Here is a 23153-nt window from a genome sequence, read left to right as displayed (position 1 = left end):
AAACTCTCCCACCCTTCGTGATTGCTCTGATGATCAAACACTTAGGGGAGAGTTTTGGTGCGGTCGAGAAGACTCGAACTTCCACGGGAGTTACCCCACAGCGACCTCAACGCTGCGCGTCTACCAATTCCGCCACGACCGCACTGCCTTGACTTGGTGAAGCGGTCTCTAACGAAGCCTGCGGGGGATGTGAAGAGGAAAATTGAACCTTTCTGCGAAAATGTCACCCGACCTTACGGCAACTTGCGAAAGACCGGTTTTTCGCTCTTCGGTCAGGGCCGCGCGCTCCGCCCCCGGCCCGCTCTATTGACCGACGCGGAGAATGCTCCTAATCGCTCAGGCATGGTTGAGTGGATCACGACAGACGGGCTGACCGGCTACGACGAGGCCGTTGCCTTCATGGAAGCGCGCGCCGCTGCGATTGCCGCAGGCGAGGCCGAGGAACTCATCTGGCTGGTCGAGCATCCCCCGCTCTATACCTCCGGCACCTCCGCAAAACCCGAGGATCTGCGCGAGCCCGAACGTTTCCCCGTTTTCGACACCAAGCGCGGCGGGCAGTACACGTATCACGGACCCGGACAGCGCGTGGTCTACGTCATGCTCGACGTCGGCAAGCGCGGCCGCGACGTGCGCCGCTTCGTGCAGCAGCTCGAGGCCTGGGTGATCGCCGCCCTCGCCGAGTTCAACGTCACCGGCCATATCCGAGAGGGCCGCGTCGGCGTGTGGGTCGAACGCCCGGACAAGCCACTGCTCACGGACGGGCGCGTGACCGAGGACAAGATCGCCGCCATCGGCATCCGCTTGCGCAAATGGGTGAGCTTCCACGGCATCTCGATCAACGTCGAGCCGGATCTGTCGCATTTCGATGGCATCGTGCCCTGCGGCATCACCGAATACGGCGTGACGTCGCTGGTCGATCTGGGCCTGCCGGTGAGCATGGCCGATCTCGACGTCGCTCTGCGCCGCAGCTTCGACCAGACCCTCGGCGCCCTGCCCTGCGAGGCCTGAGCTAGCCCGCAAGCAGGTGGGCCTTCACGTCCTCGGCAGCGAAATCGATCAGTGCGCGCACCTTTCGCGGCAGTATCGCGCCCTCGAGATAGACCGCGTGCAGATCGTGTGCGGGCTTTTCCTCCTCCGCCAGAACCTCGACCAGCCGCCCGGCCTCGATATCGGCGGTCACCACGAACTCCGGGCAATAGGCGATGCCCCGCCCCGCGAGCGCCATGTCCCGCGCCACACATGCGCTGTTCACCGCGAAGCGGCTGTCGATCTGCACCTCTTGCGGCGCCCCTGAGGCACCGAAGCGCCAGCGCGGGCTGCGCTGGTTGCTGTCGTGGATGCAGGCATGAGCGCTCAGCGCGGCGGGACTGCCGGGCGCCCCGCGCGCAGCAACATAGCCCGGCGAGGCCACCAGCTTCATCCCGATGCGGCAGAGCCGCCGCGCTTTCAGCCTATTGTCGGTCAGCTGCCCGATGCGGAAGGCCAGATCGATCCCCTCGAGAGCAAGATCGGTGTAGGCATCTGACAGACGCAGCTCGACCGACAGCTCCGGGTGTGGCGCGGCGAATCGGCTCAGAAGATCGGCGGCGTAGATCTCGCCGAAGGTCAGCGGCGCCGCCACCCGCAGCACGCCCGAAAAGCCCCGCGCCTCATCCTCGACAGACCCAAGCAGCTCCTCGAGTTCCTCCAGCCAGGCCGGCGCCCGTGCCAGCAGCTTCTCTCCCGCTGGCGTTAGCCCGACCCGCCGCGTGGTGCGCTGCAGCAATCGCGTGCCGAGCCGCGCCTCCAGCTCGGCCACGTATTTCGAGGTCAGCCGGTTCGACACCCCCATACGTTCAGCAGCGGCGGTGAAGGAGCCGGTCTGCGCGGTGGCAACGAAGGCGCGGATCTGTTCGACGATGTCCATGGCTCATTCCGAACAAAAGGTGGATAGTATTCCCATATATTCCCCATTTCTTTCCGAAATGCCAACTCGCATATTCCTCCCAACGGCAGCGAGCGCTGCACCACCTTGCATCCGCAGGACACGTATACGGAGAGAGATCATGGCACCCAGCGACGTCCCCCTCGACATCGGCCAAGTGAGCCTGACCGTGAACGACCTTGCCAGGGTCGGCGACTTCTACCAATCCGCGCTCGGCCTCGATAAGCTGTCGGACGACGGCACCGAGGCCCGCTTCGGCGCGTCTGGGCGCAGCCTCATCGCGCTGCGGCAGGACAAGGCGGCCCGGCGTCACTCCCCACGCGAGGCCGGGCTTTTCCATACCGCTTTCCTGCTGCCCTCGCGCGCCGACCTCGGCGCTTGGCTGCACCACGCGGCCGAGAGCCGCGTCCCGCTTCAGGGGGCCTCGGACCACCTCGTCAGCGAGGCGCTCTACCTCGCCGATCCAGAGGGCAACGGCATCGAGATCTATGTCGACCGCCCGCGCGACCAGTGGACCCACAAGGGAGCCGAGATCGAGATGGCGACCAATGCCCTCGACCTGCAGGACGTCGCGAAGAGCGCCACCGGCCCCTGGCAAGGCGCGCCCGAGGCAACCGTCATCGGCCACGTCCACCTGCAGGTGGGCCAGCTCGACCCCGCCGAGGCCTTCTACGCGGACACCCTCGGCATGGCGGTGACAAGCCGCTATCCAGGCGCCACCTTCTTCGGCTCTGGCGGCTACCACCACCATCTTGCGTCAAACATCTGGAGGAGCCGCGGCGCCGGCCCGCGCAAGGGCCCCGCGACCGGCCTTACCGAGATCGAGCTGCGCAGCACCGCTGCCGAGATCGCCGCAATTCGCCGCCGTGCCACCGCCAAGACCCCGCTGACCGATCCGTGGGGCACCCCATTCACCCTGACACAGAAGGGCTGACCCCATGCTCATCGACGGAAAATGGACCGCAAACTGGCAGCCGGTGCAAAAGGCAGACGAGAAGGGTCGCTTCGTGCGGCAGGAGTCGAGCTTTCGCAACTGGATCACCCCGGACGGCAACGCCGGCCCCACCGGGACCGGCGGCTTCAAGGCCGAAGCCGGACGCTACCGGCTCTACGTCGCGCTGATCTGCCCCTGGGCCTCGCGCACGCTGATCGCGCGCAAGCTCAAGCGTCTCGAAGAGATCATCCCGGTCACCGTGGTGAACCCCCGGCTCGACGACCAAGGCTGGCGCTTCGGCGGCTTTGCGGGGGCGGATGAGGACCCACTCTACGGCGCGAGCCACCTGCACGAACTCTACACGCGCGCCGACCCGCATGTCTCTGGCCGCGCGACGGTTCCGGTACTCTGGGACGAGGCGCAGGGGGTCATTGTCAACAACGAGAGTGCCGACATCCTGCGCATGTTCGACACCGCCTTCGCGGCACTCGCTCCCTCTGACATCCGCCTCGCCCCCGAGGGCTTGCGCGCGCGAATTGATGCCGCCAACGCCCAGATCTACCCGCGCTACAACAACGGCGTCTACAAGGCGGGCTTTGCCAGCACGCAGGAGGCCTACGACGAGGCCGTCACCCAGCTGTTCGAAGAAATGGCCCGGATGGAGCAGCACTTCTCGGACGGCCGCCCCTTCTATTTCGGCGACAGCTTGACCGAGACCGATATCCGCATCTTTGTCACCTCGATCCGTTTCGACGCCGCCTATCACGGCCTTTTCAAGTGCAACATCCGCCGGCTCGAGGATCATGCCCATCTGCACGCGCACATGTTGCGGGTGCTGAACACCGGCGGCATCGCCGAGACGGTCGACCTCGATCACATCAAGGCGGGGTATTACGGCATCAAGGCGCTCAACCCGCCGCGCATCATCCCTGCGGGCCCCGCCACGCTCGCGGCAGAGATTGCCGCGGCCAAGGCAGCGCTCTGACCCGGCCGTTCTTCTCGGCGACAACATGCCGGGGAAAGGCGCCGTGAGCCTTGGGCGCCAAGCCCCCCCCTCTCGCTTCAGGACGCGCCTGCGGCGCGTGGGGGTCAGAGCCCCCTCCCCCTTCCCGCGCAAGCCGTGCTACATCCCGAGCCGACCAGCCGGAGAACTTCATGCGCGCGCCCAGCCTGCCCCTCACCCGCGACCTCATCCTTGTCGGAGGCGGCCATTCGCACGCGCTGCTGCTGCGCATGTGGGGGATGAAACCGCTGCCGGGCGCGCGGCTGACGGTGATCAACCCCGGGCCCACCGCGCCCTATTCGGGGATGCTCCCGGGCTTCGTCGCTGGCCATTACGCCCGCGACGAGCTCGATATCGACCTCGTGAAGCTTGCGCGCTTCGCCGGGGCACGGGTGATCCTCGGCGCGGTGACCGGCATCGACCGCACCGCGCGGCAGGTCAGGGTCGCGGGCCGCGCCCCGATCGGATTCGACGTCGCCTCGGTGAACATCGGCGTCACCTCGACCATGCCCGACCTGCCGGGCTTTGCCGAGCACGCCCTGCCCGCCAAGCCGCTCGGCCCCTTCGCCTCGGGGTGGGCCGCCTACCGGGACGGCAGCGGCACAGCCTCGGCGGCGGTGATCGGCGGCGGCGTGGCCGGGGCCGAACTGGCCTGCGCCATGGCCTTTGCCCTGCGGCAGCGCGGCCGCCCGGCGCAGGTGCATCTGATCGAACGCGCCACCGCGCTCGCGGCGCTGCGCCCCCGGACCGCGGCTAAGCTGCGCAACGCGCTGGCCGCGCAGGGGGTCACGCTGATCGAGACCGCCGAGGTCACCGAGATCACCGCGCGCAGCCTGCGCCTCGCCGATGGCCGCGAGATCGCCGCCGACTTCGTCACCGGTGCGGCGGGCGCGCGGGCGCAGGGGTGGTTGCAGGAGAGCGGGCTCGACCTGCAGGACGGTTTCATCAAGGTCGCCCCGACGCTGCAGAGCTCGGACCCGGCGATCTTTGCCGCTGGCGACTGCGCGCATCTGACCGAGACCCCCCGCCCCAAGGCCGGGGTCTTTGCGGTCCGCGAGGCGCCGATCCTGCTGCACAATCTGCGCGCCGCGCTCGAGGGACGCGACACCCTGCGCTGCTACCGCCCGCAGCGCGATTACCTCAAGCTGATTTCGCTGGGCCGCAAGTCGGCGCTGGCCGACAAGGCGGGTCTGGCCCTGTCGGGTCCGCTCATGTGGCGCTGGAAGGACCACATCGACCGCAGCTTCATGCGCAAGTTCCAAGAGCTTCCGGCGATGACCCCGCCGCCCCTGCCTGCTCATCACGCGGCGGGCATGGAGGAGGCCCTCGGCAGCAAACCCATGTGCGGCGGCTGCGGTGCCAAGGTCGGCCGCGACGCGCTCGCCTCGGCGCTTTCGACCCTGCCCGCGCCCATCCGCGCCGACGTCACCGCGCTGCCCGGCGACGATGCCGCGCTGCTGCTCACGGGCGGTGCGCGGCAGGTGATGACGGTCGATCACCTGCGCGCCTTCGTCGAGGACCCCGAGGTCATGGCCCGCATCACCTGCATCCACGCGCTCGGCGATATCTGGGCCATGGGCGCCGCACCCCAGGCCGCGGTCGCCAGCCTCACGCTGCCGCGCATGTCCGAGCCGCTGGCCGAGCGCACGCTGACTGAATGCCTCGGCGCGATCACCGGCATCCTCCGCGCCGAAGGCGCCGAGCTGGTCGGCGGGCACTCGGCCATGGGCGACGAGCTGAGCATCGGACTGACGATCACCGGCCTGTGCGCGCGCACGCCGATCACGCTCGGCGGCGCGCGCCCCGGCGACAGGCTGATCCTCACCAAGCCAATCGGCACGGGTGTCATCATGGCCGCCGAGATGGCCGGCGCCGCGCGCGGGGACTGGGTGGCGCAGGCGCTCAGGCACATGACCACGCCGCAGGGCACCGCCGCGCGCCTTCTGGGCCACGCCCATGCGATGACCGACGTCACCGGCTTTGGCCTGGCGGGGCACCTGCTGAACATCTGCAACACCTCGGGGGTCGGCGCGCAACTGGAGGTGGGCAAGGTACCGCTGCTGCCCGGCGCCGAGGCGCTCTCGGCGGCGGGCCATGCCTCGACGCTCTACCCCAAGAACCGCGCCGCCCTTCCCTTCCAGCCGCTGGGGCCAAAGGAGGATCTCATGTTCGACCCGCAGACCGCGGGGGGCCTGCTGGCGGCGGTGCCCGGAGATGCGGCAGACACCCTCGCGCAGCTGCGCGCGGCGGGCTTTCCGGCGGTGGAGATCGGCGCGATTACCGATCGCAGCGGTCAGATCGACATGGTCTGAAGCCGCTCCGCCATCCGGTCCGCCAGCGCATCGAGCGCCGCTTCGTCCAGAGCCGGGGTCTCGAAACGCTCGACCACCCGCGGTGACATTGCCCGCATCGACTTGTCATAGGCAGGATCGTAGTGATCCGCCGCCAGCGAGGCGCAAAGTGCCAACCGCTGGCCCGCGTCGATGAGTGCCTCCCAGCGGTCCACAAGCTCGTGACCGCGGTGGTAGCGCAGCGGCGACAGCTTTTCCTTCAGCGCAGGTCCATCCGAGAGAATGTCGTCGTAGGCCGCGTTCAGATAGCCCGCCCGGGCCTCCAGCGGCGCCGCGACCTCGACCCAGGGCGCCCCCTTCATTGCCTCCCAGATCGCGGGCGGGATCAGCAGCTGGCCGATCTTGCTGCTCTCGGCCTCGACCAGAACCGGGCGCGCCGGATCGAGCGCATCGAGGGCCTGCACCAGCTCGGTCTCGAACCACTTCTGGCTCGGCTGGCCACCGGGCGTGTCGCCGAGCAGAGAGCCGCGGTGCCGCGCCAATCCCTCGAGGTCGATCACCTGCACGCCGCGCACCGCGAGCCTCGGCAGCAGCGCGGTCTTGGCGGTGCCGGTGTGCCCGCCGAGCTGGATCAGCTTGAACGGCAGCGCGGAGTCGTAAAGCGCCTCGGTGACCAGACGACGATATGTGCGATAGCCCCCCTCCACCGCCTCGGCGCGCCAGCCGATCTGCTGCAGCATCCAGGCAAAGGAGCCCGACCGCTGCCCGCCGCGCCAGCAGTAGACCAGCGGCTTCCAGCCACCCTCGTGATGCGCCAGCGGTCCTTCGATATGCGCAGCCGCATTGCGGAACACCAGCGCCGCCCCGAGTTTGCGCGCGAGGAAGGGCGATTGCTGCTTGTAGATGGTGCCGACCCGCGCCCGCTCCTCGTTGTCGAGGACCGGCAGGTTGATCGCGCCGGGGACGTGGTCCTCGGCAAATTCGGCCGGGCTGCGCACGTCGATGACCGTGTCGCAGCCATGGCGGAGGAAGTCGGAAAGCTGTGTCATCTTGCGTGGCATGGCGCATTTGGTACCGCGCCGCCGACGGCGAAGAAAGAGCGATCTGGGGCGACGCTAGGGCATGCAAATTTTTTCCGCAAAAGCCTCTGGACACTCCCGAATGCCTCGGCTAAATCCCCCTCACCCGAAGGCGATGCCTTCTCCCGTGCCCGGGTAGCTCAGGGGTAGAGCAGTGGATTGAAAATCCTCGTGTCGGTGGTTCGATTCCGCCCCCGGGCACCACTTTTTCCCAGAAAGACAGTGGTAACAGACGCTTAAGTGGAATGCTTGCTCATGCAGCATCCTCCTCGATCGGTCGATAGCTTTCCAGGGCACAGCAAGTTGCTGCTCAGACGACGACGCGCACCTTCGCGCTATCCACCGCCGGGAAGCCACAAGGCGGCTTTGAGAGGTCTCCGCGAAGTATCGCCAGCGCAGCATCGCTGGCCTCCGCTCATTGAGCGAAGCGCGCCAACGACACACGGACCAGCACGTCGGATCGACGCGACGGACCGGGCGGAATCGTGGCGCCCATGCGGGATCCACACTTTTCGGGCGTCACCACCTCGACCGCCCGAACGGACGCCGGGATCTGCTACCGCGCAACGACCGGTCCCATCGTTGCGCCCGATCAGCACCCGATTGCCGACACCGTCTGGGTTGACCTCCTCGAGCCAGATATCGGTCGCACCCGGCAGGGTCATGAGGGTCAACTCGGGATAGTCTACCCGCAGCGGCGCGCCGCCCTCGCCCTGGCCACCCAGTTCGATCACGTCAGCGCGCGAGAGAACCAACCCTTCCAAGGTGAATTCCGTCTCGCTCGGGCGGCTCGCGAGCGCGGCGCTCTGGTCCGAGCCCCAGTTGAAGGCGGCGATCTTCTCGCCGTTCAGAAGCAGCTGCAGGAAGGAAACCCCAAAGGTCGCATCCATATAACCAAGCGTCAGGTCACAAAGCCCTATCGGCCCATCGAAGACACCGACATCAGAAGAAAGGTCATACGACGCTCGGACTTAAGAGCCCCGGAGACGCGCGGATTGGTGGTATAGTCCAAGCCCTGCAAGCCTCCGAACCATTCGATCTCGGTCCTCCCTGGCAGAATTTCCGTGAAGAAAATAAATTAGGCGGAACGAAGCGCGTGACTCCTTGGGCGGTTGTTGCCACGACCGCGACCTGCAATGAAATTGATGACTCTGAACCGCAGAAATTAATTCAGCAATTAATATGTAACATCGCTCACCGGAAAAGATTGGTTTGAACCGTCACTTTGTGGCACCCCAAGACAAACAGGCTTTGCCAGCACTGGTTCATGGCGCTTGGCCGCGGAACGATCCTGGTGGCGCATCACGCACCAAGCCGACAACGTTCAAAATGACCGATCCCTGCGCGGGTCAGCGGTGATCTTGATCCTAGCGAAAGACAGGACGTATATACGCCGCGCGCTCCTTGCCTGAGCGAGGCACCGCTTCTTTCTAAAATGGGCTGTTCCGATACCGTGGGCGGCAGCGATCGAGGCTGCCCTCGGCAGGGTGACGCGGCTGGCTCGCATGAATGGAGTGGCCCGGCACAAAGACCGGGCCACGCATATTTACAAGTAGGTCGGGGTCACTGACGAAGAACTGAGAGGCTTGCGCTGTCCCAGCCCAGCCAGACCATGGAATCGCCCAGTTTCATCGTCGTGTCGGTGTCGGTATAGGCGCGAAGCCGTGCGGCACCGGCCTCTTCTACCAATATGTCGACAGCCACGCGGCTGCCGAGGAAGGTCCGGTCAACGATCCTCCCCATGACCGCGTTTCCGGTGAGGGGTTTTTCGGCCGCCAGCCGAATCTTCTCGAGCCGAAGCGAGGCACTGACCTCCTGCCCCGTGCCGGGCACCTCTGCCGGCGCCCGGCCCCTCAACTCGATTCCGCGCCAGTCGACCACGATCTCCTTGGAGGCATTGTCCACTCCGCGCACGGTGCCATCGAGCAGATTGGTCGCCCCGATGAACTCCGCCACGAAACGCGTCTCAGGGCGGAAATAAAGGTCTTCGGGCGTGCCGTCTTGCTCAATTCGGCCTCCGTTCATCACCACGATGCGATCGGACATGGTGAGGGCCTCGTCCTGATCGTGGGTCACGAAGAGGAAGGTCTTGTCGGTGCGACGCTGGATCGACTTGAGCTCCATTTGAACCTGCGTTCGCAGCTTCGCGTCGAGCGCGCCGAGAGGCTCGTCGAGCAGCAACAATGCGGGATCGGGCGCAAGCGCCCGCGCCAGTGCCACCCGCTGGCGCTGTCCGCCCGAGAGCTGCGATGCGTAGCGGCTCGCGAAGGGCCCGAGTTCCAGAAAGCTCATCACCTCGTCGAGCCGCCGCTTGATCTCGGCCTTGCTCAGCCCTTTCAGCTCTAGTCCGAAGGAGATGTTCTGTGCCACGGTCATATGCGGGAAAAGCGCATAGTCCTGGAACACCATGTTGACCTTGCGCTTTTCCGGCGGTTGCGCGGTGACATCCTGTCCCTCGAGGATGATCCGCCCGGTGTCGGTCTTCTCGAACCCGCCGAGGATGCGCAACGTGGTCGACTTGCCGCAGCCTGACGGGCCGAGGAAGGTGACGAACTCGCCCGGCGCGATCGACAGGTCCAACGGGTGCAGCGCCTGCGCCTTGCCGTAGGCCTTGGAGACGCCTTCGAGGCGGACGATAGGTTCCTTTTCGGACAGCATGTCAGTGCTCCCTGTTCATGCGGCGGCTGGAGCGCTCGGCCCAGACCCCCAAGACCGCGGTCAGGATTAGCACCACGGTAGAGATTGCGTTGATTTCCGGCGACATGCCCGAGCGCAGCTTGGCGAAGATCAGAACTGGCAGAGTCGGGTCGTAGGAGCCGAGGAAGAACGAGCGGACGAAATCGTCGAAGCTCAGCAGCAGACAGAAGATCGACGCCCCGATGATGGCGGGCATCAGGTAGGGCAGCGTGACCCGGGTGAAGGTGACGAAGGGATCGGCGCCGAGATCACGCGCCGCCTCGCCAAAGCTCTTCGGCAGGGTCGAGAGCCGCGCCATCACCACCAGCGCTACGAAAGGCACGTTGTGCACCGCGTGCGACCACATGATGGCGAAGCCCCCGGGCTCGATGCCGAGCTGGCGCGCGTACACGCGGAAAGCGATGGCCGAGATAATCCCGGGCACCAGCGCCGGTAGGATGGTCAACGCGTATACCGCGAAGCGGCCGACGAACTTTCGTCCGCTCAGCAGCACCGCCAGCCAGGTGCCCATGGCCACCGAGACCACGGTCGAGCCCACCGCGATGACCAGCGAATAGACGAAGCTCGACAGAACCGTGCCGTCGTCGAACACGCTGAGATACCAATCGAACGTCCAACTGTTGATCGGGAAGCCGATGAACTTGCTGTCCTTGAACCCCATCAGGATCATCAGCAGCAGCGGCACGAAGAGGTAGACCACGAAAGCCCAGAAGAAAACGGAAAGCCAGACGCGTCCGGAGCGGGTCATTTGCTGTCTCCCTTGCGAAGCGCTGCAATAAGGCGGGCGAAGATCCCGGTGAGCACCAGCGCGGCGAAGAACATGATGACGGCGAAAGCCGCGCCCGTGGGCCACTGATCACCGGCTACGTGGAAGAAGCCCGCGATGGTCTCGGCAAAGACCGTGGTGTTGGGCCCACCCAGAAGCACAGGTGTGCCGTAGTAACCGGTGGAGATGAGGAACACGAGCGTGGCGCCCGAGCCGATGCCTTCCAGCGACAGCGGAAGTGTGATGCGCCTGAACCGCGTCCAGGCGCCCGCGCCGAGGTCGGCGCCGGCCTCGGACAGGTTTCGCGGCAGCTTCTCCAAGGCCGAGTAGAGCGGCAGGAGCATGTAAAGCGCAGTGAGATAGATCAGGCCGACGCTGACCGAGAAGCCGGTGTACATGAAGGGGATCGGCCGGTCGATAAGGCCCAGCGTTTTGAGCGCGAGGTTGATCGCTCCATTGTTGCCAAGCAGGATCATGATCGCGTAGGTGCGCACGATCTCGCCGGTCCAGAACGGGATCAGCAACAGCAAAAGCAGCGCAAGCTGGTTCTCGCGCTTGACGTAGCGGGCCAGGTAATAGGCGACCGGATAAGTGATAATCAGAGTCACCAGCGTCAGCACCGCCGAATAGGTGATCGTCCGCAGGAACGGCATCATGAACACGCTCTCTTGGAAGAAGCGTGCGTAATTGGCCAGCGTGTAGTGGTTTTCCTGTCCCGGTGCGATGGGATAGGCGTCCAGCAGGCTGACCTGCAGCATCTGAAGCATCGGCCCGAGGTGCTGGGTGACGATCCAGATCAACGGGATCAGTGCCAGCAGCACGAACTGCCTGCGGGGCGAAGCGAAGAGCAGCGAGACGAGTGCCTGATAGGGCCCCCAATTGACCAGCCGGCCCCAGAATGGGCGGCGGTCGGCTGCGTCTCCCGCCGCGGCGGAGCGGCGTGCCCCAGCATCTACGGCGTTGTTGGTCATGGCGTTTCCTCTCTGCACGAAGCGCGTGCGTCGGGCTGCGTGGCCCTGTTTTGACCCCGCAGCCCCGGTCTTTGTGCTCAGGCGGCCTTGATAGCTTCGACGGCAGGGTCGACGAGGCCGTACTTCATCTCGTTCGCCTCAGCGCGGAAGAACTTCATGCCCGCCAGTTCCTCGTCGGTGAAGGAGGTCGCGGCCTTCTCGGCGTCGGTGAGATACTGGTCGGCGCCCTTGAATGTCGAAATGAAACCCGACGCCTTGGTCATCGCGGCCCCGACCTCGGGCGACGCCAACACGGCATTGAGGAAGGTGTAGGCATTGTCCGCATTCGGCGCGTTATTGGCAATGTTGTAGGTATAGACGAAGCCGTAGCTGCCCTCTTTCGGGATGGTCATCGACACCGGGAAGCCTTCGGCCATCAGTGCGGCGATCGGGCCGTTCCAGGCGCAGGCCATGGTGATGTCCTGGTTGACGAACATCTGCTGCACCTCGGCGCCGCCGTCGTAGTACTTGCGCGCCAGCGGCTTCTTTTCAATCAGGAAGTCACGCGCCTCGGCGACGATCTCGGCGGCCCGCTCGGGGTCGTTGAGATACTCGACCATGTTGCCGTCGTAGCCCTTCATCAGCATGACGATCGACATCATGTCCTGCAGAACATAGGCGGTCTGGCCGGCGTATTTGTCCGAGAAGAACGGCTCCCAGGACTGCACGTCCTCTTCTGGCACCATGTCGGTGTTATAGGCTAGCACCTCCATGCCCGACAGGATCGGCGCACCCCACTTGTTGCCGTTGATCGTCGACCAGTCGCTTTCCGAGTAGATCGGGTTGATCGTGCCCCAGTTGCTCAGCCGGTCTGTGTCGAGCGGTGACAGCAGGTCCGATGCAATGAATTGCAGGAAGCGATGGCCTGCGACGGTGAGGATGTCCACCGTCGGGTTCGGCGCCTCGGCGGCCAGGAGGTTGAACTGCTTGCCCTGGTCATCAACGAGGCGGACGTTCACCTTGATGCCGGTCTCGTCCTCGAACTGTTTTTTGAAGTCCTCGGGTATGAAGTCGGTGTAGGTCCAGATATTCACCTCGCCGCCCTGTGCGTAGGCGCGGCGTAGGTAGACCGGGCTGGCCAGCGTGCCAGCTGTGGCGGCCGCGGTGCCCATGAATCGGCGGCGGTTGAGGATCAGTTTCGACATGAGAGTTCGCTCCTAGTTGGTGGAATGCGGGTCTTTGAGGCCCGTCTGGTTGAGATCGGCGCCGGCCCGTCGGCCAGCGTCTTTGTGGCCACGCCAGCTCGTCAGCCGGCGCTGGCCCGGTGCTGCTCCGGGCCCGGACGCCGCCCCGACAGGGCCAGCTCCCGCATTTCGTCAAGACTCAGATCGCCCAGCGATAGGGCAGACAACAGCTCGTTTTCCTGTTCGAAGTTTCGGCCATACATGGCCGAGAACAGCTTGACCCCCGAGCGGTGCAGCTCCGCCGGCACGCCGATCAGGTCGCCTAGCACGACCGTCGGCACCAGCCCGTAGGGCACGTCCTCGGTGATGTAGCGGCTGTCGGCGGTGGCCGGGCCCTGCCCTCCGGTGCCCGCCGCGACCAGCGCAGCGTTCATTTCGTGGATAGACGCGACCGGCACGTGGTAACTCTGGTGGTAGTGCTCAAAGATGGTCTTCACGCTCAGCCCCAGCGCCTCGGCGATGGCCAGACGCTCAGCGTCAAGCGCCTCCATCAACCGCCCCACGTTGCGCGTGACGTTGCCGGCCTGCGACCAGACCTCCCCATGTTCCATGCGGGTCATGTTGCCGAGCGCGATGCCCATGTGGTTCTGCGGATTGAGGTTCGACAGGGCGATGGCCAGAAGCCCGTCGCGCGGCACGAAGACATCGCCAAACAGCGCCTGGCAGGTCCGGAGTGCCTGGGCCTGCGCGTCGGCCGGTACAGTGCACATATCGATCTTTGCGCGGATGGTGTTGACGTTGCACTCCGCAACGCCGGTGCGGCGCCCGGTGAGCGCCGTGGTGCCCCAGGCCGTGATCGGTAGCGTCAGGCCACGCGCGGCCAGCAGCTCGGACAGGTAGACCGCGCCGAAGGAGGCATGCGACGAGACGATGACCTGCTGGCCCTCGGACAGGTGTGGCGCGATGGCGTCCATCACCGCCTTGTGGCCGTAGCCCGGCACGGCGATCAGCACCACGTCGCGGCCCGCGACCAGCACCTCGGCGCTGTCCGCCACCTCTGGTTGGAAAACCCCCGACAGCGCGCCAGAGGCGGTCAGCCCCTGCCCCAGCCCATCGGTGCCACGACCCGAGGGAGACCAGAGCGCGGTTTTGTGGCCGCGGCTTTCCAGCACCGCGGCAGTGCCGAAGGCGATGCTGCCCGCCCCGGCGATCCCGATAGAGAGGCTCATGCGTCCACCTCTTGGCGCACCGGATCGCCCAGGATGTGCATCAGCCGGTTGGCCCAGCCGAAGAGCGCAGTCGACAGGATCAGATCGAGGATCTCCGCCTCGTCTAGCCCCACCTCTCTCAGCGCCGCCATGTCCTCGGGCGTCGCTTCGGAGGGCGCCGCCGAGAGCTTGCGGGCAAAGTCGAAGATCGCGCGGTCGCGCGGGCCAAGATCGGCCTTCTCGCCCTTCAGGAAGAGCTCGTCGGTAACCGTTGTGTCTTTGAGGATCTGCGCGTGGCGAGAAGCATGCACGGCAGCGCAGTAGATGCAGCGGTTGACCATCGAGGCGGCCAGTGCGCCGACCTCGCGCTCGGCGCGGCTCAGGCCCTGCTTGTCGTACATGATCGCGTTGAACAGCGGCGAGCGCACCTTCAGGCTCTCGACGTCATGCGCCAGTGTCAGCACGTAGTCCGAGACCTTTGTGTTTGACGGTGTAACCTGGAGCGCATCGAGCTGCTCGGGCGTTGCCTCCTCGAGCTCGACCGGGGTCACGCGCGGCTGCCAATGCGGCACGTTGCGGGTGAACTTGTGGATGACCTTGCTCATGCGCCCGCTCCCGTCATCAGCTTGAGCCCCGCGACCAGCCGCAGCTGGTAGGCCAGAAAGGCGTTGAGTTCGCAGAGCCGAACGATGTCGGCATCGGACACCCCCGCGGAGAGCAGGGCCGAGATGTCCTCGGCCGTCACGTCGCGCGGCAGCATGGCAACGGAATCCATGAAAGCGACGACCCGCGCCAGTCCCATCACCGCCCCGTCCTCCGAGGGATCGGCCAGCGCGGCATAGTCTTGGCCCGCCATGCGCGCGGCATAGCGCCGCGCGGTCTCTTCCTGTCCGTTCAGCCGCGCGATACGGGCGGCCAGCGCCGCGCGCAGGTCGGCCGGCCAGGCGCCGCAGTCTGCGGGCGCGAGCACGGCCTCCTCGGCGGTCTGGGTCATTTCCAAGATGTTGCCACGCAGCTCTGCCGCGGCGGCGGCGGGCCCTCCTTCCGTCACACCGCCCATGGCGGTGCTGGTCAGGGTCGAGAGGTCGCTCATGCCACAAGTCCTTTGGTCGTCTTGTCTTCGCCCGGCAGCTCGCTGGGCGTCCATTCCTCGCCGTTCAGCTCCGGCGTCTGGTAATCCTGCAGGATCTGCCAGTGCTTGGCCACATCCTCGGCGTAGAGTTTCGCGCAGAGCTCGCGCGCCAGCCACGCCGCGCCTTCCGAGACGCCCGGGATGTCGCCGCTGACCTTGCCCAAGCTGGCGGTGGCGCCGTAGTTGAAGCAATAGACGTTGCCGAGCCAAGGCGCGGTGCCGGGCACTTTCTCGCGGAAGGTGAAATCCGGGTTGAGATAGGGGAAACGGCCGAGATCGGGGCTCTTTTCATCCTCCGGCGGCGTGTAGACGTCTTGCCAGAGCTGTATCGCGTTGGCCGCCTCGCCGAACTCGCGGCGCATCTCGGGGTCGGTGACGAAGCCGGTGCCGAGGATCAGGAATTCCGCGGTGTAGCTGCTGCCGTCGGAGAAGTTGATCCGCACCTGATCCCCCACTTGCTCGACAGAATTCGTGGCCTTGCCGAAGTGGAAATGCGCGTTTGGATGGCGACTCACGCGCACCGTGGATCCATGTGGCGGCGGGGTCTGGGTGGCGAAGCTGTACTGCATGAAGCGCCAGCGCCACGCGTCAGGCAGATCGGCATAGCCACATGTGAATCCGTAGGAGCCGATGCCCATCATCTTGTTGATCGTCGGCATGTCCTTGCGGCGGATCAGGTGACGGACCTCGGCCGCGCCATGCTCCAGAGCCTCGGCGGCGTTGTCGACGGCAGAGGCGCCGACGCCGATCACCCCGACTTTCTTTCCCTTCAGCGCGTTGAAATCGATGTCGTCGGCGCTGTGCGCCCAAAGCTTTCGCGGCAGCCCCGCCATGAAGCCAGGGATATTGGGCTTGCCGGTGCCGTCTCGGCCGGTCGCCGAGATCAGCTTGCGGGTCAGGATGGATTTCTCGGGTGCGCCGCTCAGGTGCAGGCGCAGCAGGTCGCCCTCGGGCTCGACCCGGTCGACGCTGACCTCGTTCTCGACCGGCACGTTCAGCGCCCTGCGATACCAGCGCAGATACTCCATCCACTGCGGCCGCGGGATCTTGTCGAGCTGCTCCCAAGCCTTGGTACCGAACTGCGCGCGAAACCACGCCTGAAAGGTCAGCGCGCCCAACCCGAAGGCCGGGCCGGTCAGCGTCTTGGGCGAGCGCAAGGTGACCATGCGCGCATAGTTCAGCCACGGCCCTTCCAGCCCTGCCGGGCTGCGGTCAAGCACACGCACATTGTCGATGCCCCCCATGCGTAGCGCCAGCCAGGAGACCAGGCCGCACATGCCTGCGCCGATGATCACCACGTCGTGAACCTTCTCGCCATGCACCTCCCGGGCCGGCACCCAGGATTTTCCCGGGTAGCAGAGGAACTCGAGGTCCTCTTGCAGCCGCGCCTCGAGGGCGGCGAGGCCCTGTCCGTCGATGGCGGGGGTGGCGTGTTCGGTCATGGTTCTGTCCCTATAGTCTGGAAGTCGTGAATCAGGCGCGCTGCGGCCAGTGTCGGTGCAGTTCGTCGATGTGGAAGTCATGCGCGTGGACCTGCTCCGCGCCCTGCCCCGGATGGTCGCGCAGATGCGGATGGTCGGCAGGCAGGTCGGGGTGGCTGTGCGCGCGGACCAGCGGATCGGCGGCGGACCAGACGCGCAACGCGAGCAGGGTCACGGCGATCGACGCCAGCGAGAGTATACCCATCGCGTGGGCCGGGTCGATCGAAGCGCCGAGCCAGCCCGCGACGGGGTAGGCTAGCAACCAGCCGGCGTGGCTGAGCGAGAACTGCGCGGCAAAGACCGCCGGCCTGTCGCCGCTCCGGGCTGAGCGCGCCAGCACCAACCCACCCGGGGTCAGTACCAGCGAGGAAGCCAGCCCGAAACCGCTCCAGAGCAACATCAGCCCGGCCACCGGCGGCGCCGACACGAGGCTCAGAAAGATCCCGAGCGTGGCGAAAAGCAAGACCCCCGCAGCCATGCAGCGGCGCTCATCGAGGCGTCGCACCAGCCGCGGCACGGTCACCGCGCCAATCGCAGCCCCGACGCCATAGCAGGTCATCAACAGCGTGTAGTAATGCTCGGCATCTCCAAGGCGCCCCCCGGCAAAGACCACCGTGTTGACCAACACCCAGGCCATGGACAACGACAGCGCGAAGTTCAGCATAAAGAGCCCGCGCAACCGCGGCGTGAGCGCGTAGATGCGCAGGCCCTTCGAGACACGCTCAAGGAAAGGCGCCTTGTGCGAAACGTGGCTCGCCGGGAAGCGTGTGGTGAAGAGGAAGACCGCCGAGCCGAGGAAGCAGCCCGAGGCGAGGAAGAAAAGATCGTCCGCAGTCAGCACCTTCAGCGCCGCAGCCGCGATGACCGGACTGAGGATCGATTCCAGCGTGTAGGCAATGCGCGACAGCGCCAGACCGCGGGAGTAGCTGTCCTCGTCCTCGAGCAGGTCCGGAAGCACCGACTGGAAGAGCGGCGTGAACCCCGAAGAGATTGCGAAGAACAAGAAGGCCAAAACCGCGATCTGCCAGCTCGAAAAAGCCAACCCCATGAGGGCAACGATGCCGAGGCGCAGGATGTCGATGGTCACCAACGTCGCCCTGCGGGGCCGGCGCGACAGCACTGTCTCGGCCAGCGGCGCGATCAGCACATAGGAGATCATCTTGAGCGCGAGAATGCCGCCGAGAATGGTGCCCCCAGCTTCCGTGCCCCCGGCCTCGAAGGCGGTGAGCGAGAGAGAAACGGTCATCACCCCCACTCCGACCAGCGACAGGATGTGAGCGATGAAGAGATAGCGGAAGTTCCGCAGTCGAAGTGGCGAACTCCGCGCGATCATGTCAAAGGGCCCCGATGCGATTGCCAAAGATAGAACCGAGCCGAAGACGCCAAGCAAACGAAGTGCATTTCCTCGGAGATATCATACGACATTCCGGCTATGACCCTGCCCCTTTGTCTCTCGGTTTACTTCAGACATGCAGCTAACTCCAAGCCCAAGGTAATGTCGACCAGAGCCCCAGCTCAAACGCCTTCAATTTATGCGAAAGAAAAGCAACTGCAAACGTCCGGTTATGCCATTGTTTTTCGTATATTTCCCACCACTCCCATGATCCGAGTACTAGAGCATGCGCCGCCCGCAACCTCTCAGAACACGTAGGTTGATACTTGACCAACAAATCTGGAAACTCACCACCTATTTTTACCTTTTATGGTGAAATTTTCGCTCGTATGATCGAAAAATGGACCACAAACTCGATCAAATCGATTGCCGCATATTGGAGGAACTCCAGCGCGACTCTTCGCAGTCGCAGCGGGCACTCGCTGATCGGGTGGGTCTGTCGCAAAACGCCTGCTGGCGGCGCCTCAAGACGCTTGAAGCGGCTGGAGTGATCCGCAACTACACGGTCCTTCTCGACCGCGAACGGCTCGGCGCCGGGCTGGTTGTCTTCGTGATGATCCGTACGCGCCATCACTCGGCAGGCTGGCTCGACCAGTTCCGCAAACATGTCTCGACGATCAAGGACGTGGTCGATTTCTTCCGCATTGGAGGCGAATACGATTACTTGCTGAAGATCGTGACGCGTGACATGTCCAGTTATGACGAATGTTACAAGCAACTCATTTCGAAGGTCGAACTAGAGACTGTGACCTCCTACTTTGCCATGGAAGCTATTGAGGAGCAGCGGCCGATCCCGCTGTCATGATTGTAAGAGCTGCGGTCCTCCTTGATCGCCTGCAGGCGATCGCCGAGGGCTGCCCCTTGCACCGTATGGGTGTTTCGCGGCCGGGCCCGCGGCAGGCCCGCAGCAGGGAGCCCGCTGCGACCGACCGATGGGCCGTCGCCGCTGCCGGTCACGACACCCCGAGCGCGTAATCTCCGGTGAAATACGCATAGACGCTGCGCGCCGCCGCAAAGACCAGCGCATCCGCCTCGGCCATGTACGACAGGTGCGCGGCGCTCCCGGCGTCGCCCTCGTCCGCCGCAAGCAGCCTGCCGGTGCTGTCGTAGAGCGCGAGTTCCGGATAGCTCAGCGGGTCGTCCCGGTCCGCGACGCCGCTCAGGTCAAATTGGTAGCTTCGCCCGGCCTCGAGCGACACACGCACCCAATCCTCGTCCCCGGCATATGCGATATCGCTGCGTAGGGTCTCTCCCACATCCAGCGTGGTCGAGGTCGAGGCATCTTCGGGGATCGCGTCGATCGCATGCGCGCGCGCTAGCGTCAGCTGGTAGGGGCCGACTCCAGTTCCAGCCTCGTGGCCGGAATCCGCATCGACCTGCACGAAGACCGGCGTCTCAGCCGGGGCGCGAAAGTAGACCGTGGCCAATGTGCCGCCGTAGCCGCGCGCGAGCACCGCGCCCGATGCGTCGACAAAAGCCAGGTAGGGGTTCGTTCCCGGCGCACTGGAAAGTTCCGCGCGGTAGAGCGAGGCCGGCGCCATCTCCGCGCGAAACCAGTCGATGTCACCGGGGTAGCCAAGATCGCTCTCAACCGCCGCGGTCACCCCCAGCACCGCATCGGTGCCTGCATTCCCCGCGATGCGGTCGAGATCTTCGGCCAGACCAACCGACAGGATGTAGCCCCCGATCTCTCCGCCGTAGAGATCATAGGCGTCGACAAAAAGCGGTTCGTTTCCCGTCGCGAGGAAAGGCAATTGCGCCACCGGCGCGCCGCTGTCGTTGCTGCTGCCAAGGAACGCCCCCTCCGCCGAATGCAGATCGAGCCGCGGCGCGGCAATCGGCCGGTCCGACGCCGGATCACCGGTCATCGTGAAGACATAGAACTTCCCGGCCTCCGCTTCAAAACGGAACCGGTCGACATCCTCGAGGAACGAGAGCTCTCCCTTCTGGTCGGTGCCGAACTCGAGGCGGTGCAGCGTTGTGCCATTCGCGGGAACCTCGGGCTGCAACAGGTCGGCGACACTGGCGCGCGTAGTATAGGCATCGGGAATATAAGCGAGCAGAACGTCCTCGCCGCAGCTCCGTGCCATCAGACGCCAGTTCCTGACGTAGAGATCATCGGTCTCGACGCCGTCAATCTCGACGCGCAACCTGTCCACGCCGACCTCGAAATCGTAGAGCTTGTCGAAATGCTTGAGATCGGAAAGCACGACCACGTCGGCCCTTGGTCCGGTATAGATCACGTCGAGCCCCGGCCCGCCGAAGATCGTGTCGTCGCCCTCTCCGGCGCGGACCGTGTCCGCCCCGGCACCGGCGAAGATCAGGTCTTCGCCGCCGAGCGCCTCGATCCGATCCGAGCCGCCGAACCCCAGCAGCCGTTCGTCTGCATCGCTTCCCTTCAGCCGGTCGGCACCCTCGCTTCCGACCACATCGAGCAGCCTGTCCGTGAGGATAAGATAGTCGGTCCGCAGCGGCTCGCCCCCGCTGGGCGTGCCGACCAGTTCGATCCTGTCGCCCGGGGATAGATCAAGGTCCTCGATGACGCGCTCGGCAGCGCCGGCCCCGGTGACGATGGTGTCGCCGCAGGTCCCGTTCCAGAGCCAGTCGTCGACCTGGACGCCGTTCACGAGGACGCGCATCCGGCTCGCGCCATCGGTCTCGTCGAAATAGCCGATCGTCAGGCTGTAGGTGCCCTTGGGCCCCGAGAACCTGCCGGTGGCGATCGCCTCGCCGGACCCCGTGGCTTGCAGATAGGCCCCGCCCGAGGCCCAGACATTGTGCGACGGCGCGAAGCCGCCTTCGATGCCGAGCGTTTCGGCCTCGGTTCGGCCGGGCGCGATCTCGGCGAAGCCTTGGTCTTGCGCGCCGTACTCGACCACGTAGCCGAAGCGCGAGTTGGGGTTCGGCGGCACCCCGGCGTCGGCCCAGGTGCCAGACGGATAAAGCGCATGGGCCAGCTGGTAGTCCTCGCCGCCCGCGTCGTTCGGCTCGGCCCCGCCCCAGTCGACGTAGCCGGTTGCGCCGCCGGAGCTGCTCCAGAACACCTGCCCCACCTCGGGACCGCCGGTCCAGCTCCAGATCCCCTCGCGCGCCGCATCAGACCCGCCAACCCAGACATTGGGCGGCGTCATCGACAGCACGAAGGCATTCTCCTCCTCCGAGGTGATCGTCGCCAGGTAGCCCGGCAGGCCAAGGTGATTGCGACCCTCGGCGTCGGCCCGGGCCTCGGCCCAAGTCAGCGGCCCCTCGACAAATTCATACCAATGGCCATTGCCGCCCTCGGCCTTGCTCCATTGCACGGGCCCTCCGAGCTGCTGCTCCTCGAAGCGGGCAATGAAGAGATCACGCTCGCCGTTTGTGTCGTCCGGGACGAGGTTCGTCGCGTAGCTCGTGAACAGCACGCCCGACCCATCCGGCACGAATTGCGGCCAGAAACTCTGCGCGTCACCGATCTCGCCCGCGACATTGGCCGACAGCACGGTGAGCGCGCCCGAGACGAGGTCTTTCACGAAGACATCCTGCGCGCCGTTGTCATCGCGCACCGCGAGCCCGACGGTATCGCTGTAGAAGGCGATCTTCGTGCCGTCCGGAGAGAACACCCCGCCATAGCTGTCGGCCTCCCACTGATTGCCGAGGCTGTCGATGGAGGCCAGCGTGATCTCTCCGGTCACGAGGTCCTTGATGAAGAGGTCCTGCGAACCGTTGCGGTCGCCGGCGACGAAATTCGTCGCGCGACTGGCAAACAGCAGCTTGCTGCCGTCGGGCGAAAAACTGCCTTCCGAGCTATCGCCATTGCCCTCGGTCCCATCCGCCCCGACCGAAAGGCGCCGCACCGCGCCGGTGGTCAGGTCCTTTGTGAAGATGTCGCGCACGCCGTTGCCGTCACCTTCGATCAGGTTGTCCGCAAGGCTCGAGAAGGCGAAGTTCGAACCGTCCGGCGTGAAACCGACCCCGACGCTGTAGTTGTTGGCAGCCTCGCCCGCGGCGTTGCTCGAGAGCATCCGGATATCACCGCTGGCGATGTCCTTGAGGAAGACCGCATCACCGACCATGGGAAGGCCCGGCACCAGGTTGGTGGCGTAGCTGGTAAAGGCGATCTGCGTCCCGTCGGGCGAGAAATGCGCGTAGAAGCTGGCGTCATTCCCCGGCTCACCGGCGGCGCTGGCAGAGATCAGCTTGTCCACGCCGGTGATCAGGTCCTTGAAGACCACCGTCTCCTGCGGACCTGTAATTCCGCCGATCGTGACAGCGAAGGTCGACGTGTAGGCCACGCGGGTGCCATCGGCGGAAATCGCGGGCTCGTAGCCTCCCGATTCGGGGTCCGCGATGCCCGGATCAAGCGTGAGCCGCTCAATCGCGCCGCTGGCCATCTCCTTGAGATAGATGTCGCCGTAGGAATTCCGATCATCGGGGACGAAGCCTGCGCCGGACTGCATCAGCAGCTTGGCACCGTCCGCGCTGAAGACCCCGCGAATGCTCGCGCCTTCGCCCTGCTCGCCGTCGCCACCTACCGAAACCCGCTCCACCGATACGACCTTCAGTTGCGTCGCCATGACCCAGCCCTCCCTTGGTCTGCCTGACGTGCTTCGATCCCCTGGCGTCGTCCGTCTCGGGGATCCCCGCATGAGACCACGCGCGCGCGCTCTTCCCGTTGACCTCGGTCAAGGCGGAACATCGAAATGGCCTCTGGTCGGTGGCAGATGAGGGGTCCCGCACTCGATCTGCCCTGTCGAAGAGCAAAAGCCCCGACGCTGCCGGGGCGCTCGAATGTCGTGACTGCAGGGCTCGCCCCTTCGGCATCCGCCCGGCGCAAAGGCGGGGCGGCGCTCTCATGCCACGGAGAGATCCGCGTCGACACGGGCACTTCGGAAGAGCCCCTCAGGGTCGTAGCACCACTGAAGCGCCTCGATCCGGTGCCGGGCCTCCTCGGAGAGCGTCGCCTTGATCGCGCGGTGCAACCGCCGGGCAGAGAACCCCGGCCAGGCGGACAACCTGTCGGCCAGGCACTTGCGATACTCCTGCGCCAGGCGCGCTTCCGGCTCGCGCGGCCCCTAGTCCGGCACCTCGAGCCCGCGCTCGAGGTATTTCCCCACCGTCTTGCGATCCAGCCC

18 protein-coding genes and 2 tRNA genes are annotated in these 23153 nt (G+C 65.5%); 6 read left to right on the top strand and 14 right to left on the bottom strand.

Going from position 1 to position 23153, the window contains the following annotated elements; translation table 11 throughout:
- Positions 1-55: 55 nt before the first annotated feature.
- Positions 56-142, bottom strand: a tRNA-Leu gene (locus CEW88_RS04050).
- 200 nt (positions 143-342) lie between these two features.
- On the opposite strand from CEW88_RS04050, the gene lipB reads away from it, so the two are divergent.
- Positions 343-1008 carry a lipoyl(octanoyl) transferase LipB gene (lipB, locus tag CEW88_RS04045; protein WP_108964800.1) on the top strand — a complete coding sequence of 222 codons (666 nt, stop codon included), beginning with the start codon at positions 343-345 and terminating at the stop codon, positions 1006-1008.
- Between the two features lies 1 nt (position 1009).
- Here lipB and CEW88_RS04040 read toward each other — a convergent pair whose 3' ends face one another.
- Positions 1010-1906, bottom strand: coding sequence for a LysR family transcriptional regulator (locus tag CEW88_RS04040; protein ID WP_108964799.1), 897 nt, complete (start codon positions 1904-1906; stop codon positions 1010-1012).
- 139 nt (positions 1907-2045) lie between these two features.
- Here CEW88_RS04040 and CEW88_RS04035 point away from each other — a divergent pair, with 139 nt between their 5' ends.
- From CEW88_RS04035 to selD, 3 genes are all read left to right on the top strand, one after another.
- Entirely contained in the window at positions 2046-2858 is an 813-nt protein-coding gene (locus tag CEW88_RS04035; protein ID WP_108964798.1) for a VOC family protein, read from the top strand.
- 4 nt (positions 2859-2862) lie between these two features.
- Positions 2863-3843, top strand: coding sequence for a glutathione S-transferase family protein (locus CEW88_RS04030; RefSeq protein ID WP_108964797.1), 981 nt, complete (start codon positions 2863-2865; stop codon positions 3841-3843).
- A 170-nt stretch (positions 3844-4013) separates the two neighbouring features.
- The gene (gene selD / locus CEW88_RS04025; protein ID WP_108964796.1) at positions 4014-6173 is read left to right on the top strand and encodes a selenide, water dikinase SelD; all 2160 of its coding nucleotides are present in this window, start codon (positions 4014-4016) and stop codon (positions 6171-6173) included.
- Here the strand turns inward: selD and mnmH are convergent.
- Entirely contained in the window at positions 6155-7213 is a 1059-nt protein-coding gene (mnmH, locus tag CEW88_RS04020; RefSeq protein WP_108964795.1) for a tRNA 2-selenouridine(34) synthase MnmH, read from the bottom strand. The two genes, selD and mnmH, sit on opposite strands and share 19 nt — an antisense overlap.
- Positions 7214-7360: 147 nt before the next feature.
- On the opposite strand from mnmH, the gene CEW88_RS04015 reads away from it, so the two are divergent.
- Positions 7361-7435: transfer RNA gene (locus CEW88_RS04015), tRNA-Phe, on the top strand.
- A 131-nt stretch (positions 7436-7566) separates the two neighbouring features.
- On the opposite strand, the gene CEW88_RS24425 is transcribed toward CEW88_RS04015, so the two are convergent.
- The 10 genes from CEW88_RS24425 to CEW88_RS03965 form a co-directional block, all read right to left on the bottom strand.
- A complete protein-coding gene (locus CEW88_RS24425; RefSeq protein ID WP_159099550.1) occupies positions 7567-8121 on the bottom strand; it encodes a hypothetical protein in 555 nt (184 codons plus the stop codon).
- A gap of 673 nt (positions 8122-8794) precedes the next feature.
- Positions 8795-9889 (bottom strand): ABC transporter ATP-binding protein, encoded by a 1095-nt coding sequence (locus tag CEW88_RS04005; protein WP_108964793.1) that lies wholly within the window; start codon positions 9887-9889, stop codon positions 8795-8797.
- A 1-nt stretch (position 9890) separates the two neighbouring features.
- On the bottom strand, positions 9891-10676 hold the full coding sequence (locus tag CEW88_RS04000) for an ABC transporter permease (RefSeq protein WP_108964792.1): 786 nt from the start codon (positions 10674-10676) through the stop codon (positions 9891-9893).
- On the bottom strand, positions 10673-11665 hold the full coding sequence (locus tag CEW88_RS03995; RefSeq protein ID WP_108964791.1) for an ABC transporter permease: 993 nt from the start codon (positions 11663-11665) through the stop codon (positions 10673-10675). The genes CEW88_RS04000 and CEW88_RS03995 overlap by 4 nt, the downstream gene beginning before the upstream one ends.
- A 77-nt stretch (positions 11666-11742) precedes the next feature.
- Positions 11743-12849 (bottom strand): ABC transporter substrate-binding protein, encoded by a 1107-nt coding sequence (locus CEW88_RS03990; RefSeq protein ID WP_108964790.1) that lies wholly within the window; start codon positions 12847-12849, stop codon positions 11743-11745.
- 101 nt (positions 12850-12950) lie between these two features.
- Positions 12951-14057 (bottom strand): NAD/NADP-dependent octopine/nopaline dehydrogenase family protein, encoded by a 1107-nt coding sequence (locus CEW88_RS03985; protein ID WP_108964789.1) that lies wholly within the window; start codon positions 14055-14057, stop codon positions 12951-12953.
- Positions 14054-14641 (bottom strand): peroxidase-related enzyme, encoded by a 588-nt coding sequence (locus CEW88_RS03980; protein ID WP_108964788.1) that lies wholly within the window; start codon positions 14639-14641, stop codon positions 14054-14056. The genes CEW88_RS03985 and CEW88_RS03980 overlap by 4 nt, the downstream gene beginning before the upstream one ends.
- The gene (locus CEW88_RS03975) at positions 14638-15129 is read right to left on the bottom strand and encodes a hypothetical protein (RefSeq protein WP_108964787.1); all 492 of its coding nucleotides are present in this window, start codon (positions 15127-15129) and stop codon (positions 14638-14640) included. Before CEW88_RS03975 ends, CEW88_RS03980 begins: the two co-directional genes overlap by 4 nt.
- Complete coding sequence (locus CEW88_RS03970) at positions 15126-16610, bottom strand: NAD(P)-binding domain-containing protein (protein ID WP_108964786.1); 1485 nt, start codon at positions 16608-16610, stop codon at positions 15126-15128. Before CEW88_RS03970 ends, CEW88_RS03975 begins: the two co-directional genes overlap by 4 nt.
- A gap of 31 nt (positions 16611-16641) precedes the next feature.
- Entirely contained in the window at positions 16642-17982 is a 1341-nt protein-coding gene (locus CEW88_RS03965) for an MFS transporter (RefSeq protein WP_108967523.1), read from the bottom strand.
- Positions 17983-18382: 400 nt separating this feature from the next.
- On the opposite strand from CEW88_RS03965, the gene CEW88_RS03960 reads away from it, so the two are divergent.
- Positions 18383-18847, top strand: a complete 465-nt coding sequence (locus CEW88_RS03960) for an Lrp/AsnC family transcriptional regulator (RefSeq protein WP_108964785.1) — start codon at positions 18383-18385, stop codon at positions 18845-18847.
- 148 nt (positions 18848-18995) lie between these two features.
- Here CEW88_RS03960 and CEW88_RS03955 read toward each other — a convergent pair whose 3' ends face one another.
- Positions 18996-22595: a PD40 domain-containing protein gene (locus CEW88_RS03955; RefSeq protein ID WP_159099549.1), complete on the bottom strand. Its 3600-nt coding sequence runs from the start codon at positions 22593-22595 to the stop codon at positions 18996-18998.
- Positions 22596-23153 lie beyond the last annotated feature (558 nt).

The organism is Alloyangia pacifica, from assembly GCF_003111685.1.
Classification (GTDB): Bacteria; Pseudomonadota; Alphaproteobacteria; order Rhodobacterales; family Rhodobacteraceae; genus Salipiger; species Salipiger pacificus_A.
The sequence above is the reverse complement of the archived record's forward strand: the minus strand, read 5'-3'. Positions and strand labels throughout refer to the sequence as shown.